The organism is Aureimonas psammosilenae, assembly GCF_009176975.1.
Taxonomy (GTDB): domain Bacteria; phylum Pseudomonadota; class Alphaproteobacteria; order Rhizobiales; family Rhizobiaceae; genus Plantimonas; species Plantimonas psammosilenae.
The window spans coordinates 428,267-444,639 of record NZ_WEZG01000002.1; the positions used below are offsets into that span (position 1 = coordinate 428,267).

The 16,373-nt window shown below is 64.6% G+C and carries 21 protein-coding genes and 1 tRNA gene; 14 read left to right on the top strand and 8 right to left on the bottom strand.

Translation table 11 applies throughout. The features are described from left to right. Positions 1-236: 236 nt before the first annotated feature. Positions 237-707: an outer membrane protein assembly factor BamE gene (locus F9929_RS05930; protein WP_152045788.1), complete on the bottom strand. Its 471-nt coding sequence runs from the start codon at positions 705-707 to the stop codon at positions 237-239. A gap of 190 nt (positions 708-897) precedes the next feature. Here F9929_RS05930 and F9929_RS05935 point away from each other — a divergent pair, with 190 nt between their 5' ends. The 8 genes from F9929_RS05935 (at position 898) to F9929_RS05970 (ending at position 5,976) form a co-directional block, all read left to right on the top strand. Next, the gene (locus F9929_RS05935; protein WP_152045617.1) at positions 898-1,443 is read left to right on the top strand and encodes a ubiquinol-cytochrome C chaperone family protein; all 546 of its coding nucleotides are present in this window, start codon (positions 898-900) and stop codon (positions 1,441-1,443) included. Then, positions 1,440-1,991 (top strand): YceD family protein, encoded by a 552-nt coding sequence (locus F9929_RS05940; protein ID WP_152045618.1) that lies wholly within the window; start codon positions 1,440-1,442, stop codon positions 1,989-1,991. The genes F9929_RS05935 and F9929_RS05940 overlap by 4 nt, the downstream gene beginning before the upstream one ends. Before the next feature lie 195 nt (positions 1,992-2,186). Further along, entirely contained in the window at positions 2,187-3,224 is a 1,038-nt protein-coding gene (gene plsX / locus F9929_RS05945) for a phosphate acyltransferase PlsX (protein ID WP_235919086.1), read from the top strand. Continuing rightward, positions 3,224-4,198, top strand: coding sequence for a beta-ketoacyl-ACP synthase III (locus F9929_RS05950; protein ID WP_235919087.1), 975 nt, complete (start codon positions 3,224-3,226; stop codon positions 4,196-4,198). The genes plsX and F9929_RS05950 overlap by 1 nt, the downstream gene beginning before the upstream one ends. 122 nt (positions 4,199-4,320) lie before the next feature. Next, on the top strand, positions 4,321-4,662 hold the full coding sequence (locus F9929_RS05955) for an integration host factor subunit alpha (protein WP_152045621.1): 342 nt from the start codon (positions 4,321-4,323) through the stop codon (positions 4,660-4,662). 25 nt (positions 4,663-4,687) lie between these two features. Continuing rightward, entirely contained in the window at positions 4,688-5,242 is a 555-nt protein-coding gene (locus F9929_RS05960) for a MerR family transcriptional regulator (RefSeq protein WP_152045622.1), read from the top strand. 189 nt (positions 5,243-5,431) lie between these two features. Then, a tRNA-Pro gene (locus tag F9929_RS05965) sits at positions 5,432-5,508 on the top strand. A gap of 189 nt (positions 5,509-5,697) precedes the next feature. Then, positions 5,698-5,976 (top strand): hypothetical protein, encoded by a 279-nt coding sequence (locus F9929_RS05970; protein ID WP_152045623.1) that lies wholly within the window; start codon positions 5,698-5,700, stop codon positions 5,974-5,976. Positions 5,977-6,036: 60 nt separating this feature from the next. On the opposite strand, the gene F9929_RS05975 is transcribed toward F9929_RS05970, so the two are convergent. After that, positions 6,037-7,629 (bottom strand): undecaprenyl-phosphate glucose phosphotransferase, encoded by a 1,593-nt coding sequence (locus tag F9929_RS05975; RefSeq protein ID WP_152045624.1) that lies wholly within the window; start codon positions 7,627-7,629, stop codon positions 6,037-6,039. Positions 7,630-7,776: 147 nt separating this feature from the next. Next, complete coding sequence (locus F9929_RS05980; RefSeq protein ID WP_152045625.1) at positions 7,777-8,337, bottom strand: polysaccharide biosynthesis/export family protein; 561 nt, start codon at positions 8,335-8,337, stop codon at positions 7,777-7,779. A 185-nt stretch (positions 8,338-8,522) separates the two neighbouring features. Between F9929_RS05980 and F9929_RS05985 the strand changes: the two genes are divergently transcribed. Further along, on the top strand, positions 8,523-9,239 hold the full coding sequence (locus tag F9929_RS05985) for a hypothetical protein (protein WP_152045626.1): 717 nt from the start codon (positions 8,523-8,525) through the stop codon (positions 9,237-9,239). 7 nt (positions 9,240-9,246) lie between these two features. On the opposite strand, the gene F9929_RS05990 is transcribed toward F9929_RS05985, so the two are convergent. Next, a complete protein-coding gene (locus F9929_RS05990; RefSeq protein ID WP_152045627.1) occupies positions 9,247-9,471 on the bottom strand; it encodes a DUF2842 domain-containing protein in 225 nt (74 codons plus the stop codon). Positions 9,472-9,634: 163 nt separating this feature from the next. On the opposite strand from F9929_RS05990, the gene F9929_RS05995 reads away from it, so the two are divergent. Beyond that, a complete protein-coding gene (locus F9929_RS05995) occupies positions 9,635-10,711 on the top strand; it encodes a COX15/CtaA family protein (RefSeq protein ID WP_152045628.1) in 1,077 nt (358 codons plus the stop codon). 6 nt (positions 10,712-10,717) lie between these two features. Here F9929_RS05995 and argC read toward each other — a convergent pair whose 3' ends face one another. From argC to rplM, 4 genes are all read right to left on the bottom strand, one after another. Beyond that, entirely contained in the window at positions 10,718-11,641 is a 924-nt protein-coding gene (gene argC / locus F9929_RS06000) for an N-acetyl-gamma-glutamyl-phosphate reductase (protein WP_152045629.1), read from the bottom strand. 4 nt (positions 11,642-11,645) lie between these two features. After that, the gene (gene speB, locus F9929_RS06005) at positions 11,646-12,593 is read right to left on the bottom strand and encodes an agmatinase (RefSeq protein ID WP_152045630.1); all 948 of its coding nucleotides are present in this window, start codon (positions 12,591-12,593) and stop codon (positions 11,646-11,648) included. 87 nt (positions 12,594-12,680) lie between these two features. Then, on the bottom strand, positions 12,681-13,151 hold the full coding sequence (gene rpsI / locus F9929_RS06010) for a 30S ribosomal protein S9 (protein WP_152045631.1): 471 nt from the start codon (positions 13,149-13,151) through the stop codon (positions 12,681-12,683). Next, a complete protein-coding gene (gene rplM, locus F9929_RS06015; RefSeq protein WP_152045632.1) occupies positions 13,151-13,615 on the bottom strand; it encodes a 50S ribosomal protein L13 in 465 nt (154 codons plus the stop codon). Before rplM ends, rpsI begins: the two co-directional genes overlap by 1 nt. Positions 13,616-13,926: 311 nt before the next feature. Here rplM and F9929_RS06020 point away from each other — a divergent pair, with 311 nt between their 5' ends. From F9929_RS06020 to F9929_RS06035, 4 genes are all read left to right on the top strand, one after another. Continuing rightward, entirely contained in the window at positions 13,927-14,355 is a 429-nt protein-coding gene (locus tag F9929_RS06020; RefSeq protein WP_152045633.1) for a CoA-binding protein, read from the top strand. A gap of 5 nt (positions 14,356-14,360) precedes the next feature. Further along, positions 14,361-14,717, top strand: a complete 357-nt coding sequence (locus F9929_RS06025; RefSeq protein WP_235919049.1) for a ribbon-helix-helix domain-containing protein — start codon at positions 14,361-14,363, stop codon at positions 14,715-14,717. After that, complete coding sequence (locus tag F9929_RS06030) at positions 14,710-15,000, top strand: type II toxin-antitoxin system RelE/ParE family toxin (protein WP_152045634.1); 291 nt, start codon at positions 14,710-14,712, stop codon at positions 14,998-15,000. Before F9929_RS06025 ends, F9929_RS06030 begins: the two co-directional genes overlap by 8 nt. Before the next feature lie 85 nt (positions 15,001-15,085). Beyond that, on the top strand, positions 15,086-16,366 hold the full coding sequence (locus tag F9929_RS06035; protein WP_152045635.1) for an O-acetylhomoserine aminocarboxypropyltransferase: 1,281 nt from the start codon (positions 15,086-15,088) through the stop codon (positions 16,364-16,366). Positions 16,367-16,373 lie beyond the last annotated feature (7 nt).

The following is a 16,373-nucleotide window of genomic DNA, read 5'->3' on the forward strand; positions in this document are numbered from 1 at the left end:
CGGGGTCGGCTGGCCGGATTTTTCCGCCGTCCACTTCGTTGCCTCGGGGCGAGCCGCTTGTCTCGCCCGCCCTTCGGGCCGCCGATGCCGCCGGCATCGACTGCGTTTGGCGCGTTGCGGACGGACGAAAACCTCCCGGCCATCCTCCGCCCTGAGGTTATGTTAGGCACTCTGAGCCACGAAAAAGCCCGCGAGGCAGGTGCTTCGCGGGCTTTTCGAAAGACTTGGCGGAAAGCCTACTGACCGGCCGGTCGGTTTGGATCGACGCCGGCTTGGTTGCCGATCGTGCCGACGCCGGCCGGCGCGCCGCCCGGCTGGAGGATCTGGCCGAGGAAGCTCACATCCTTGCCGCCCGTCGGCGTGGTGCGGGAGATGAAATCGAAGACGCGGCCGTTCTGAAGGCCGTAATTGGCGATCTGGCTGACCGTGTCGTCCTTGCCGAAATAGATCGCGAGAACGCGCTGATCCACGATATGCGGGTTCATGAAGGCGACCGGGCGAACGCGCTTCTGCGAGATGTAGTAGAACACCTCATTGTCGAAGGTCGCCTTGGTGGAGGGCGTGCCGAGCGCGGTCAGCACCTGCTCGCGGCTCGAGCCGACGGGCACGAGCTGGATCGTCTGGTCGTCGACGATATAGCCCTGGTTCAGGACTTCCTTCGTGCAGCCGCCCGCGAACGACAGGGCGAGAAGCCCGGCTGATGCCATGACGGCGGAGCGTAAGCGGTGACGACTCAAGCTGATGCCTCCCCTTGGAGCGATTTTGGCGCTCCCTAAGCCTCACCCGCGACATAAAAGCGGCAGTGCGGCAAAGAATTTCGTCCGTGCGCGGCAGGGTTGGTAAAGCACCGGACGCCTTGTTGCAATCGCGTCGCAGCCATGCGACGGCACCGGCGACATGACGCTGGCCGCCAACTTGCTGTCGCGCTTCAAGCGACGCCATCGCAACCGCGAGATCGTGGACGCGATCTATGCGGGCATCGTCGCGCGCTCACGCAAGCCTCAGTTTTTCGTCGAATGCGGATTGCCGGACACGGTGATGGGGCGCTTCGAATCGCTTTCTATCCACGTCTTCTTGTTTCTCGCCCGCTGCCGGGACGAGCGGCAAGCCGCGCCGTTGGCACAGGATCTGGTGGATCGCTTCATTTCCGACGTGGAGGATTCGATCCGGGAGATCGGCATCGGCGATGTCGCCGTGCCCAAGCGGATGCGCCGGCTGGCGGGGTTGTTCTACGAGCGGGTTGCCGGCTACGACGCGCCGCTTCGCGCCAGCGACGCCGATGCGCTCGGCCGGGCGCTTCTCGATCGCGCCCTGAAGGATTGCCCGCCCGGAAAGGGAGATGCCGGGGCATTGGCGAACTATATGATCGCGACGAAGGCCGAACTGGACGCCGTGCCGGTGGATCGGCTTCTTCGCGGCGAGATTTTCGAGGAAACGGCATGAGCGCGGACAAGGCCCGGGGCGAGAGCGAAATCTCCTTTTCCTTCAGCGTGCTCCGTTTGGGCGCCGATGGCGAACCTCTGCGCTTCGAGGCCGATGCGGAGGAGCGCGCTGCCATCGCACGGCGCTTCGGCATTCTGGGTGTGGAGCGCTTTGAGGCCGATCTCCTAGTCAAGCCCTGGCAGGCGGGCGGCGTTTGCGTCGAGGGGCGGTTCGTCGCGGATGTCGTTCAAAGCGATGTCGTGACGCTCGATCCGGTGCCGCAGAGCATCGACGAGGAGCTGCAGCTTTTCTTCGTTCCCGAACATTCGCGTCTCGCCCGTCCCGCCAACGACGATCTGGCCGAGGTTGACGTGGATCTCGCCGAGGACGAGCCCGAAACCTTCCGCGGCGACCGGGTCGATCTCGGCGAAGCCCTGGTGCAGTTCCTAGGGCTGGCGCTCGATCCCTATCCGCGCGCCGCCGATGTCGAATTCCAGTCGGCGGCGGAGCCGGAAAAGGAACCCTCGCCCTTCGCCGTCCTCGACAAGCTCCGCAAGACGGATGGGTAAGGGCCGCCGCCCTCTGGTGGAACCCACCGGAAAAGTTCTAATGACGCCGGGAATGCGGAAGACGGCTTTTGTCGCAGGCGCTCGCGCATCTGCCGAGAAATCGACCATTTCATCAGGGATGGGGCAGCCGCAGCGAAACAGGAAAGCGAGCGCGATTTGAGTTCCACGTCAGGCGTCACGATCTCCCTCGATGCAATGGGCGGCGATCACGGTCCGTCGGTGGTCGTGCCGGGCGCGGCGATTTCCTTGCAGCGCCGACCCAAGACCCGCTTCGTGATCTACGGCGAGGAAGCGGTGGTTCTGCCGATCCTCGACCGGCATCCCGAGTTGAAGGCAGCCTCCACCTTCCATCATTGCGATGTGTCGATCCGCATGGACGAGCGCCCGTCGCAGGCGTTGCGCCAGGGGCGCTACAAGTCCTCCATGTGGAAGACGGTCGAGGCGGTGAAGACCGGCGAGGCCAATGTCGCGGTGTCGGCCGGCAATACCGGCGCGCTGATGGCCATGTCGAAATTCTGCCTGCGCACCATGGCGAAGGTCGAGCGGCCGGCCATCGCCGGCATCTGGCCGACGGTGCGGGGCGAAAGCATCGTCCTCGATATCGGCGCGACCATCGGGGCGGACGCCCAGCAGCTCGTCGATTTCTCCATGATGGGCGCGGCCATGGCGCGCGCTTTGTTCGGCATCGAGCAGCCGACCGTCGGCCTTCTGAATGTCGGCGTGGAGGAGGTGAAGGGCCAGGAGGAAGTGCGCGAGGCCGCGCGCTTCCTGAAGGAGAACCCGGTTCCGGGCCTGTCCTATCGCGGCTTCGTGGAAGGCGACGATCTCGGCAAAGGCACCGTCGACGTGGTGGTGACGGAAGGCTTCACCGGCAATGTCGCCTTGAAGACCGCCGAAGGCACGGCCAAGCAGATCGCCGGCTATCTCAGAGCCGCGATGACACAGACCTGGATGGCGCGGCTCGGCTATATTCTGGCGAAGAGCGCCTTTGACCGGCTGCGCGACAAGATGGACCCGCGCAAGGTCAATGGCGGGGTATTTCTGGGCCTCAACGGCATCGTCATCAAGAGCCATGGAGGCACGGATGCCGAGGGCATCGCCGCCGCCATCGACCTCGCCTGCGCCATGGGCGAGAACGGTCTCCTCGGACAGGTCGAGGAAGCCATGCGCATCTATCATGAGCGCCTGACAACCAACGGGCCGACCGTCGAGGTCGCGCCGGAGACGATATGATGGACGCCCTGCGCTCGGTCGTTCTCGGGACGGGTTCCTACCTGCCCGAGACCGTCCTCACCAATGCCGATCTGGAAAAGCGGATCGAGACTTCCGACGAATGGATCACCCAGCGCACCGGCATCCGCCAGCGCCATATCGCGGGAGAAGGTGAAACCACGGTTTCCCTGGCCGAAGGCGCGGCCCGGCGGGCGCTCGACGCCGCCGGGCTGAAGCCCACGGACCTCGATCTCGTGATCCTGGCGACGGCGACGCCGAACAACACCTTTCCCGCTTCCGCCGTGCAGGTGCAGCGGCGTCTGGGCATCGACAAGGGCTTTGCCTTCGACATGCAGGCCGTGTGCAGCGGCTTCGTTTATGCGCTGACCACGGCCGATCTGTACCTGCGATCCGGCATGGCGAAGCGCGCTTTGGTGATCGGCGCCGAGACTTTCTCGCGGATCGTCGATTGGGAAGACCGCACGACCTGCGTGCTTTTCGGCGACGGCGCGGGCGCGATGGTGCTGGAAGCGGTGGACGCATCGAAGGCGGACGGGCGCGGCGTTCTCGTTTCGCGGCTGCGCGCGGATGGCAACCACGAGGAAAAGCTTTTCGTCGATGGCGGTCCTTCCAGCACCGGAACGGTCGGCAAGCTTCGCATGCAGGGGCGCGAAGTCTTCAAGCATGCGGTCGGCATGATCACCGACGTCATCGAGGACTCCTTTTCCGCCCTCGGGATCTCCGCCGAGGAAGTAGACTGGTTCGTGCCGCACCAGGCGAATCGGCGAATCATCGAGGCGTCCGCCAAGAAGCTCGGCATCGCGCCCGAAAAGGTGGTGATGACCGTGCAGGACCACGGCAACACGTCGGCGGCCTCGATTCCGCTCGCCGTTGACGTTGCGGCAAGGGACGGGCGGATCAAGCGGGGCGATCTCGTTCTTCTGGAGGCGATGGGCGGCGGCTTTACCTGGGGCGCCGTGGTGGTTCGCTGGTGAAGGCGCTGTTTTCAATGGTGCCCGCCATCGCTTCAGCCTTGATTCACTAATCGGAAAGCGTATCTTGGCGCCGCAATCGAGGCTGCCGGAAGGGGCCGCGGCGTTCGACACTAGGGGTTCGCATGAGCGAGAAGACGATCACGAGAGCCGATCTCGCTGAGGCCGTATTTCGTAAGATCGGTTTGTCCAGAACCGAGTCCGCGTCCCTCGTTGAAATGATCCTCGAAGAGATGTGCACCACCATCGCGCGCGGCGAGTCGGTGAAGATCTCGTCCTTCGGCTCCTTCCTCGTTCGGGACAAGAACGAACGCGTCGGTCGTAACCCCAAGACCGGTGAGGAAGTGCCGATCCTTCCGCGCCGCGTGGCCGTCTTCAAGCCGTCCAACGTGATGAAGGACCGAATCCTCGAAGCCCATCTCAAGCGGGGCGATGGGGACGAGGCTGCGTTGAAGGCCGCCGAATAGCCCTGCGCAGGACCGCTGACCCAGCATGACTTCCAAAAGCACGGACGCCTTCCGAACGATCAGCGAGGTCGCCGAAGAACTCGACCTGCCGCAGCACGTCCTGCGCTTCTGGGAAACGCGTTTCACGCAGATCCGCCCGATGAAGCGCGGCGGCGGACGGCGCTACTACCGGCCCGACGATGTCGAGCTTTTGAAGGGCATCCGCTATCTCCTTTACGTGCGCGGCTTCACCATCAAGGGTGTTCAGCGCATCCTGAAGGAAAGCGGCAACCGCTTCGTCATGTCGATCGGCGCGGGCGATGTCGCTTCCATCGACTCGATCCAGCTCGGACGGAGCGACGCTGAAGGGCCGGAAACGGTCGATGACGATGCCGACGACGTGCCGCCGAGCTACGCTTCTCCCGTCGAGCCGGTGGCCGAGGCACCGCCGGAACGGCGAGGGGCCTTTTCGTCCTTCCTGCGCAGTGCGCGCGGCGGTGACGAAGCACCGGTCGGTCTCGCGAAGGAAAGCGTCGCGACGTTGCAGGACGTGCTGATCGAACTCCTGGAATGCAAGCGTCTGCTGGACCAGTCGCGCTAGCCGCTCTCCGCCGAACCGTCGGTCGGTCGGCACGGGTTGCAGGCCGTTCTTCCTTTTCGAAAACAGACGGGCCGGCGTGGGACTTCTGGTCCCAAAGCTCCCACATTGCCGGCCACCGTCCTCTTTTCGGCCGATCCCGTCGAAAGCGGGTTGCCTTCAATGCCCGCTTTCGCTACGGGTTCTGGCAGTCGGAGCGTAGCGCAGTCTGGTAGCGCACTTGGATGGGGTCCAAGGGGTCGTAGGTTCAAATCCTATCGCTCCGACCATTCGCCCGAAAACCCCTAACGAAATTGCCGTCGCTTGAGCCGTTGATCTGGCAAACGGTGCCCTGTGTCCGTCGGCTGCGTCGGGCATCCCGGTGATCACGCGATTAACTCCGCGTTAACTGTCCGGAACCGAAGCTCTTAGCGGGCGTTAACCATACGACCCGCATCAGGCGAGCGAAGGGGGCTATCATGTTCGTTGTTCGGATCGAAAACGACGAAGCGACCGTCTTTCGGGCTTTCCGTCATTCCCAGTCTGCCAAGCGTTGGGCGGTGGAGCGTGATGACGACCATATGCAAAGCGCGATCGACATTTTCGCGGTGCCGAGCGCCGACGATTCGGAAGGGGCGGTGTCGGCGGTGAGGGAAGGGCGGGGAACGCCGGTTCGCAATGCCGATGGCTTCACCGCCAAGCCGCCGCTGGCCATGGCGCATATCGTGAATGCCGGTGCGGACCACGCTTTCGCCTGATCGGCCGCGGCATCATCTTCAAGACGCAAGCCCGGCTCGAAGGCCGGGCTTTCTGCTTTTTCAGTAGGCGTTCTCGGCCCGGAAAAGGTGGATCGGCGTCAGAGCCAGGATTTTGACGTCGAAGAAGATCGACCACTTGTCGATATATTCGAGATCGTAGTCGAACCGGCTTTTCAGCTTGTCCGGGTGGTCGATCTCGCCGCGATAACCGTTGATCTGCGCCCAGCCGGTGATGCCGGGTTTCACCCGGTGGCGGCTGAAATAATCGTCGACGATCTCGATGAAGGCCTCGTTCGAACTCGACCGCGCATGGACGGCGTGCGGGCGGGGGCCGACGAGCGACAGGTCGCCGCGAACGACGTTCCAGAGTTGCGGCAGTTCATCGAGCGAGTTCTTGCGAATGAAGCGACCGACCGGGGTCACCCGCGCGTCGCCGCGCGTCACGACCTTCGCCGCGGTCGGGTCCGCCATCTCGTGATACATCGAGCGGAACTTCAGAACCTCGATGATCTGGTTGTTGAAGCCATGGCGCTTCTGGCGGAAGAGCACCGGTCCCCTCGAGTCCAGCTTGATCGCCATGGCCGTCGCCGCCAGAACCGGCGAAAGGGCGACCAGTGCCGCGCCGGCGATGACGATATCGAAGACGCGCTTGGCGATGCTGTTCCATTCCGTGATCGGCCTGTCGAAGACTTCGAGCAGCGGCACCCGCCCCACATAGGACAGGGAGCGGGACGGAAAGCGCATCTGCGAGCTATGGCTCGACAGGCGAATATCGACGGGCAGGACCCAAAGGGTCTTGAGGAGTTCCAGGACGCGCTTCTCGGCCGTCACGGGGATCGTCACGATCAGCATGTCGATATGGGTGCGGCGCACGAACTCCACGAGTTCGCGCACATTGCCGAGTTTCGGGCAGCCGGCGACGCTGGCCGGCGAGCGACGGTCGTTGCGATCGTCGAAGATTCCGCAGATCTTCAGATCGTTGTTCGGTTCCCGGTCGATTTCGGCGATCAGTTCCTCGGCCGCCGGCCCGCCGCCGACGATCACCGCGCGTCGCTCCATGCGCCCGGCCTGTCTCCAAGCCCTGACTTTGAACCCGAGGCAGATGCGCAGCACCGTCAGGATGCCGAGCCCGCAGGCATACCAAAGCGCCAGCCAGGCGCGCGACAGGTCGTTCTGGATGCGCAGGAAAAAAATGCCGAGAGCGAGCGCCGCAAGGGCGACGGCCCATCCGGTGGCGACAGGAACGATCTGCCCGAACCTTCGTCGGAAGGTCGCTGCGTCATAGCCGCCGAAGGCCTGGATCATGGAAACGCCGGCCAACGCTCCGCAGACGGAAACCACGGCGTAGCGGGCGAAGAGGGAGGGACCCGGCATGTCGTAGAAGGCGATCAGCGCGAGCGACAGACTGGCGAGGCACAGGAATTCGACGGTGCGCCAAAGCCCGGCCAACAGGGACGCGGAGATGACCTGCGTCGCGTAGCGTGTCGCCGCTTCGCTGGCGCGTTCGTTCAAGACCGTGGGCCCGGTCGGCGCGCTGACCTTCGTGGCGCGAATGGCGGCGGCCGAAAAGGGCAGGTGGGTTCGGGAAACGGGAATCGAGGACGCGTCGCGGAAGCCTGTTTCAGGCGTGTGCCGGTTCGTGATCGCTCCCATGTGCCGCTCTCCACGGATTTCTTGTTCCGCGCGACCGACGAGAGCGGTCGGGAATCGCCCGCCAGGGACGATCCGCAAGACCTTAGGCGAAGAGAGTTCCCGATCCGATAAAGGCGACGGCTAGGACTTTAGCGATCGGGCCGATGTTCAGAACCAGCGCTCGCGCACGTTGATCGTGTCGCCGGGCTGGATCGGGTCGGACGCCGGAACCCGGCCCGAAACGATCCGGCCGTTCACCTGGCGCGTCAGATCGACATCCGTGCGCGCGGCGCGGGGAGTGAAGCCGCCGGCGATGGCGACCGCCTTCTGCACCGTCATGCCGGGAACGTAGCTGTATTGGCCGCCTTGCGTCACCTCGCCCATGATGAAGAAGGGCCGGTAAGTGTCGACTTCCACCGCGACTTCCGGGTTGCGCAGGTAGCCGCCGGCGAGCTCGGTCGCGATGGCCTTTTCCAGCTCGTCCGTGGTTTGGCCGCGCGCCGGAACGTTGCCGACGAGCGGCATGGCGACATAGCCGCCCTTGTCGACCGAATAGCTGTTGGTAAGGCTCGCCTGCTCGAAGACGGTGACGCGCACGCGATCGCCGCTGTCCAGCCGATAGGGCTCGTTCAGGCTTTCGTGAATGGCAGGCGTTCCCACCTTGCCGGAAACGCAGCCGGAAAGGGCAGCGCCGAGGAAGATCGCGATCCCCAGATCTCGAAGCCGCATGTCCCCGAACCTCGCGCAAAACTCGATGTCCCCCGCGCGTCGCTGGCAGGGGCGAGGCGATTAGTATCTCGTTAAGCTTACCGCTAAGTTAACTGTCCTCGAGACGCGCGTGAGGACCCGCGTTTGACGAAGGGCTAACCAAGGAACGCGACAATCCGGCCATCGAGGAACGGTCGGGGACGGGCATGGGTATCGGGTCGGGTTTGCGCAATCTCCTGAAGCGGCGCCCTGTTTCGGGCGCTTCTCCGCAGACCGTTGCCCCGGATGCAGTCGCTGCACCGATCGAAGCGCCCGCGGCCTTCGTGGAAGCGCCCCCGGTCTCGGATATCGTGACGCTGGCGGAACTCGGCGACGCGATGCGGGCGGCCAAGATCGCGCGGGTCCTCCTCGTCGGAACGCCGGAAGCGAACCGGGCCGCCGGCGTGCTTCTCGCGCGGCGGCTGGCGGGCGCGGGCGCTTCCACGGTGCTGGTGGATTTCGCCGATCCGTTGGGCGCCGCGAGCGACATGGGCGCGATCGGCTGGCCCGAGGACGTCGCCACCATGGCGGCGAGCCCGTCGACCTTCGCCCACGCCATCCACCGCGATCGTTCCGGCCGCACGCATGTCCTGGCCGCCCGGCTTTTCGAAACGAGCACGCCGAAGGAGGCGGTCGAGGAGGCCGCAGCGGCCGTGTTGGCCGCCTTGTCGCAGGCCTATTCGCGAAGCGTCGTGGTGTTCGGCGAGGTGCCGTTCGAACTCCTGCCTGCTCTCGTTGATGAGAACACGGCGCTCGTTCTGCCGGACGATGGCGGGCTAAGCGGTCAGGCTTCGATGCGGGAGCGTCTCGCGCTGTTCGGCTTCGCCGATCTCGTCACGCTCGCTTTGCCGGCGATGCCGGTCGCGCAGGCCAAAGCCGCCTGACTCGTCTTCAGCGGGGAGGGCGGGCCTTGCCCGAATAGCCCTCCATCCAGCGGATCAGAAGGGCGGCCGGCGCCACCCACAGGAGCCCGCTGACCAGGAAGAAGGCGAGGTGCACCCAGCCGCTCGACTGCCCGAGATAAAGCGAAGCGAAGGCCGTCGCGAAGATCGCGTAGACGATGACGATGAGGACGATCAAAACCGTCCCGACCAGTTTGCGGACGCGCAGACGCATGGCTCTTCTCCCGGTAGGCGGTTTATGACGGCCCGCTTGGCGAAACACCAGAGCCCATCGCCTGCGGCCCCAATGGCGCTTGCGTCCTTTCCGCGTTCGGGCCAAACCCGAGCGGTCCGGCGTGCGACCCGCGCGCCATGTTGCGGATCGACCCTCGCCGACCATGACAAGCGCTTCTCTCCCTTCCGACTATTCGCCGCCGCGTTTCCATTCCCGTACCACCCGGCCGGTTCGCTGGTGGCTCTACGCCGTCGCCCTCATGGTGTTCGCGATCGTTCTCGTGGGCGGTGCGACGCGGCTGACGGAAAGCGGCTTGTCGATCACGGAATGGAAGCCGATCCACGGCGTCGTGCCGCCGTTGTCGGCCGCCGAATGGCAGGAGGAATTCGACCTCTACCGCCAGATTCCGCAATATCAGCAGATCAACAGGGGCATGAGCCTCGACGAGTTCAAGACGATCTTCTGGTGGGAATGGACGCACCGCGTGCTGGCCCGGCTCGTCGGCCTCGTCTTCGCTTTGCCGCTGGCCTTCTTCTGGGCGACCGGGCGTCTGCACCCCAAGCTGAAGCCGCGTCTTCTCGGCATCCTGGCGCTCGGCGCGCTGCAGGGCGGCATCGGCTGGTGGATGGTGGCCTCCGGCCTCGTGAACCGTACCGATGTCAGCCAATACCGGCTGGCCGTGCATCTGACGACCGCCTGCCTGATCTTCGCCGCGACCTTGTGGGTGGCGCGGGGGCTGGCGCGTCATTCCGATGACATCCCGCCGTCCTCGGGCTCGGTCTATGCGGCCGGCTTCATCCTCTTCCTGGCCATGTGCCAGATCTATCTCGGGGGTCTGGTCGCCGGTTTGAACGCGGGTCTGACGTTCAACACGTGGCCGCTGATGGACGGGCGTTTGTTGCCCGACGGGCTGCTGACCATGCAGCCGGCATGGCGGAACTTCTTCGAGAACGTGATGACCGTCCAGTTCGTACACCGTCTCGGCGCTTATCTCCTCCTCGCCGTCGTGGCGATCCACGCCGTCGCCGCCTTTCTGCAAGCGCCCGGCACGACGCATTCCCGCCGGGCCTTCGTCCTGCTGGGGCTGGTGCTTTGCCAAGCCGCGCTCGGCATCACGACGCTGCTTCTCGCCGTGCCGATCGGCTGGGCGCTTCTCCATCAGGCGGGCGCGCTGATCGTGCTGGGCTTTGCTGTCGCCCATGCGAGGGGCCTTGCCGGCCCCTACGCCTTCGCGCGCTGAAGGGTTCTAGTTCTTCAGCATCAGGTCGAGGTTCTGCACGGCGGCACCGGACGCGCCCTTGCCGAGATTGTCGAGCAGCGCCACGAGGTTGACGAGGTGGCCGTCCGGCGAGGCGAAGACGAAAAGCTTCATGCGGTCGGTGCCTGCAAGTTCGGTCGGATCGATCCGCTTGATGGCGGCGGCTTCCTTCGCGTCCACCACCGTCACGAGGTCCTGGCCGGCGTAGTGCTCGGCGAGGGCCGCGTGGAAGTCGGCGGGGGTCGCCTTGCCGTCCTCGATGCGGATCGGCACCTGCACGATCATGCCTTGCGCGAAACGACCGACGGAGGGCGCGAAGAGGGGATCGGCGGCCAGCATGCCATAGGTGCGCATTTCCGGCAGATGCTTGTGCCGGAGGTCGAGACCATAAAGGAAATGTGGCGCGGCGATGTGGTCCGGGTTGGCGGCATCTTCCATCTGCGCGATCATCTGCTTGCCGCCTCCGGTATAGCCCGACACGGCGTTGACGGAGACCGGATAGTCCTCGGCGACGAGGCCCGCCGCGCGAAGGGGGCGCAGAAGCGCGATTGCGCCTGTCGGATAACAGCCGGGATTGGCGACGCGAGATGACGCGGCGATTCGTTCGCCTTGGCGTTTGTCCATCTCGGCGAAGCCATAGACCCAGTTCGGGTCCGTACGGTGCGCCGTCGAGGTGTCGATGATCTTCGTCTTGTTCGAGCCGATCAGCGTCACCGCCTCGCGCGACGCGTCGTCCGGCAGGCAGAGAATGGCGACATCTGCCGAGTTCAGAAGATCCTCGCGCATCGCGGCGTTGCGCCGCTCGGCCTCGGGGATGGACAGAAGCTCGACGTCGCGCCGGCCCGCCATGCGCTGGCGGATCTGAAGCCCCGTCGTGCCGTGTTCGCCGTCGATGAAGATGCGCGGTGCCATGGGATCAAGCCGCCTTCTTTTCCGCCAGAATGCCGATGAGGTACATGGCGACCGTCGCGCCCGCAATCGCCGTGATGTCGGCATGGTCGAAGGGCGGCGAGACTTCCACCACGTCCGCGCCGACGACAGCCAAGTTCTTCAGATGGTGCAGAACGGCCAGCATCTTGGCGCTGGACGGACCGCCGGCGACCGGCGTGCCGGTGCCGGGCGCGAAGGCGGCATCCAGACAATCGATGTCGAAGGTCAGATAAACGTTCGTGCCACCGGTGCGCTCGTAGATGCGCTTGGCGATGGCAAGGCTCGTCAGGTCCTCCACCTCGTTGCCGTGGATGATCTCCATACCCAAGGTTTCGGGCGCATGGGTGCGGATGCCGATCTGGATGGACGTGTCCGGGTCGACCAGACCCTGACGCACCGCGCCGGTCAGGAACGAGCCGTGGTCAATCCGCTCACCGGCCGTCGGCCAGGTATCCTGATGGGCGTCGAAATGGACGAGCGACATCTTCCCGTGCTTTTCGGCATGGGCCTGGAGAAGCGGGAAGGTGATCGAATGGTCACCGCCGAGCGTCAGCAGAAAGCCGGTCTCGCTCAGGAGGCGGGAGGCCTCGCCACGGATCGTCTCGTGGACGGTTTCTGGCAGGCGATAATCGAGAAGGCAGTCTCCGTAATCGACCACCGACAACGCCTCGAAGAGGTCGCGCATGAAGGGATATTGCGGATCGTTGTCGAAGATCTGCGAGGCGCGGCGGATGGCGGCCGGTCCGAAGCGCGCGCCCGGCCGGTTGGAAACGGAAGCGTCGAACGGGATGCCCCAGACAGTGACGTCGGCCCCTTCCGGGCGCTTCGTCAGCTTGCGGCGCATGAATGAGGCGATGCCGGCATAGGTCGGGTCGCCGGCGGCGCCGAGCGTCTCCGTCGCGGTGAAGGCGTGATCGATGGTCTTAGCCGCCATGGTCCGTCCATTCGCGTGTTCGATTGACCAAACAAAAAAGGCCGCGGATCGCTCCGCGGCCTTCGGGTTCGAAACGAAGCGCTTCTCTTAGCGCTTCGAGAACTGGAAGGAGCGGCGGGCCTTCGCCTTGCCGTACTTCTTGCGCTCGACCACGCGGCTGTCGCGCGTCAGGAAGCCGCCCTTCTTCAGAACGGGGCGCAGGCCCGGCTCATAATAGGTCAGCGCCTTGGAGATTCCGTGACGGACCGCACCGGCCTGGCCGGACAGACCGCCGCCGGCCACCGTCGCGACGATGTCGAACTGGCCGTCGCGGGCCGCCGCGACGATCGGCTGCTGCAGAACCATCTGGAGGACGGGGCGCGCGAAGTAGGCCTCGAACTCCTTGTTGTTCACGGTGATCTTGCCGCTGCCGGGCTTGACCCAGACGCGGGCGACCGCGTCCTTGCGCTTGCCGGTGGCATAGGCGCGGCCTTGGGCGTCGATCTTCTGGACGTGAACCGGGGCGTCAGCGACCGTCTCGACCTGCTGGAGGTCCTGAAGGGAGTTGAGCTGCGACATCAGGCGGCCCTCTTGTTCTTCGAGTTCAGGGCCGCGACGTCGAGCGACTCGGGCTTCTGAGCCTCATGCGGGTGGGACGAGCCGGTGTAAACGCGAAGGTTGCGAAGCTGCTGGCGAGCAAGCGGGCCCTCGGGAAGCATGCGCTCCACGGCCTTTTCCACGACGCGCTCCGGAAAGCGGCCTTCGAGGATCTGGCGCGCCTTGCGCTCCTTGATGCCGCCCGGATGGCCGGTGTGCCAATAGTAGGTCTTGTCGGTATATTTCTTACCGGTGAAGACCACCTTGTCGGCATTCACGATGATGACGTTGTCGCCATCGTCGATATGCGGGGTGTAGGTGGCCTTGTGCTTGCCACGAAGGCGAAGCGCGACGAGAGAGGCGAGGCGGCCGACGACGAGCCCTTCGGCGTCGATCAGAATCCACTTCTTCTCTACCGTCTCGTTTTTCTGCGAGAAGGTCTTCATCGAGAAATCCTAAGGATATTGCGGGGCGACGCCGCGTCCGTCCGGATGCGCCGAAGAGGATGCGGCACGCGCCGCTGCGTCTGGGGTGTCATTAGCGGTTGACGGCGCCGCTCGTCAAGCCCGCTCTGCAGAAGCCATATATGGAAAATCTAGCGAAAACAGCGGTCTATAAATGAAGTAACTGGATACCGTACCGATTTTGCCGCACTACGACGCTTGGAAGCGTGCTTGCTTCCCTTGTTCGCGCTTGTTTGGCGCCTAGCATGGAGGGCAATCGCTAGGGGCGAGGACCAAGTGAAGGAGACGAAGCGATGCCGATCCAAGAGCCTTCCGCCGACGATCTCCGCCGCATCCTGACCGGGGTGAAGACCATCGCCATGGTCGGCGCGAGCCCCAAGCCCGAGCGACCGTCCTTCGGCGTGCTGCACTTCCTTCTGGAACGGGGTTACCGCGTTTATCCGATTAATCCCGGCCAAGTCGGCAAGCCCATCCTCGGCACCGTCTTCTATCCCGACCTCGCGAGCGTGCCCGAGCCGATCGACATGGTGGACGTGTTTCGCGCGAGCGACGCGGTGCGCAGCGTGGTGGAGGAGGCGCTGGTGCTCGATCCCTTGCCGAAGGTGATCTGGACGCAGCTCGACGTGCGCGACGACGACGCGGCAGAGCGGGCAGCGGCGGCCGGCATCGAAGTCGTCATGGATCGTTGCCCGAAGATCGAATACGCTCGTCTCGGATTTTGAGATCCTTGGATGCGGAGCGGTTGGGTTTTCCTTCCGCAGACGGAGATGAGCTGATGGGCACCGTGACCATATCGCTTCCCGACCCGATGGTGGATTGGGTCGAAGGCCAGATCCGGGACGGCGTTTATCCGAGCCTCAACGACTACTTCCGAACGCTGGTGATCCGGGACAAGGCTGAAACGCAGACGACGGAAGGAACCGATGATGGTTCCCCGCCGCCCGACGAGCGCCCGTACACGATCGAAGCAGTACGCCAGATCGTCCGCGATGCGCGGGCAAGCGGTGTCGGCTCCAAAACGGTGAAGGATATCGCCGAAGAGGCAAAGGCGGTCGTGCGCGAACGCGGCCGCCTGCGTGGCTAGCTACTCCATCACAAATCGTGCCGAGGCCGATTTGAAGCGGATTCTGATCTTCGGCTACGAACGGTTCGGCGAACGCCAAGGTGATCGCTACGCTGAGGAACTCGAAGAGGTCTTTCAGCGGTTGGCGCATCACCCACGCATGGGTCGACCGGCTTCGAATTTCGGTCCGAACGTTCGGCGGCATGAGCACGAAGCCCATGTTATCCTCTACGAGGAGACGGAGGAGGGCGTCAGTATTCTGGCGGTGGTTCACGCAGCAGGGATGCACAGCGCTCGATTGTGATCGCAGGGCGCGCTCTTCTGGGTTTTCCGATTGACCGCGACCGCTCCTTCATCATCCCCAACCAGTCGGCAAGGAGAACAAGGCGATGTCAGGCAGTCAGGGCTTCGAAACGCTGGCGATCCACGCCGGGGCGCAACCGGACCCAACCACGGGCGCGCGGGCGACGCCGATCTACCAGACCACGTCCTTCGTCTTCAACGACGTGGACCATGCCGCCGCGCTCTTCGGCCTCCAAAAGTTCGGCAATATCTATACGCGCATCATGAACCCGACGCAGGCCGTGCTGGAAGAGCGCGTGGCCGCCTTGGAAGGCGGCACGGCGGCCTTGGCCGTGGCGTCCGGCCACGCGGCGCAACTCCTCGTGTTTCATGCCCTGATGCAGCCGGGCGACGAGTTCGTGGCTTCTCGCAGGCTCTATGGCGGTTCGATCAACCAGTTCGGACATTCCTTCAAGTCCTTCGACTGGCACGTGAAATGGGCCGATCCGGCTGATCCCCAAAGCTTCGAGGTGGCGATCGGCGAACGGACCAAGGCGATCTTCATCGAGTCCATCGCCAATCCCGGCGGCGCCGTGGTGGATATCGAGGCCATCGCGGCGGTGGCGCAGCGCCACGGCCTGCCGCTCATCGTCGACAACACCATGGCGACGCCGTATCTCTGCCGCCCGGCCGAGCACGGGGCCGACATCGTCGTCCATTCGCTGACGAAGTTCATGGGCGGCCACGGCAATTCCATGGGCGGCGTCATCGTGGATTGCGGCACCTTCGACTGGTCGGCGAGCACCCGCTATCCGATGCTGTCCCGCCCTCGCGAGGAATATGCCGGGCTCGTTCTCCACGAGACCTTTGGCAATATCGCGCTCGCCATCGCCTGCCGCGTCTTGGGGCTTCGCGATCTCGGGCCTGCCATCTCGCCTTTCAACGCCTTCATGCTCCTCACCGGCATCGAAACGCTGCCCTTGCGGATGCAGCGCCATTGCGACAACGCGCTCGCCGTGGCGCAGCATCTCAGGACGCATGAGAAGGTCGCCTGGGTTTCCTATGCGGGCCTCCCCGACGATCCGAACCACGCCAACATGCTGCGCTATTCGCCGAAGGGTGCCGGCGCGGTCTTCACCTTCGGGCTGAAGGGGGGATACGAGGCGGGCGTCGCTTTCGTGGAAGGGCTGAAGCTCTTCTCCCATCTCGCCAATATCGGCGATACGCGCTCGCTCGTCATCCATCCGGCCTCCACGACGCATCGCCAGCTCGCCTCGGACCAGCAGATTGCGGCGGGTGCCGGGCCGGATGTCGTGCGCTTGTCGGTCGGCATCGAGAATGTCGACGACATCATCGCCGATCTCGACCAAGCCTTGGCGCGAACCTGAAGCGGAA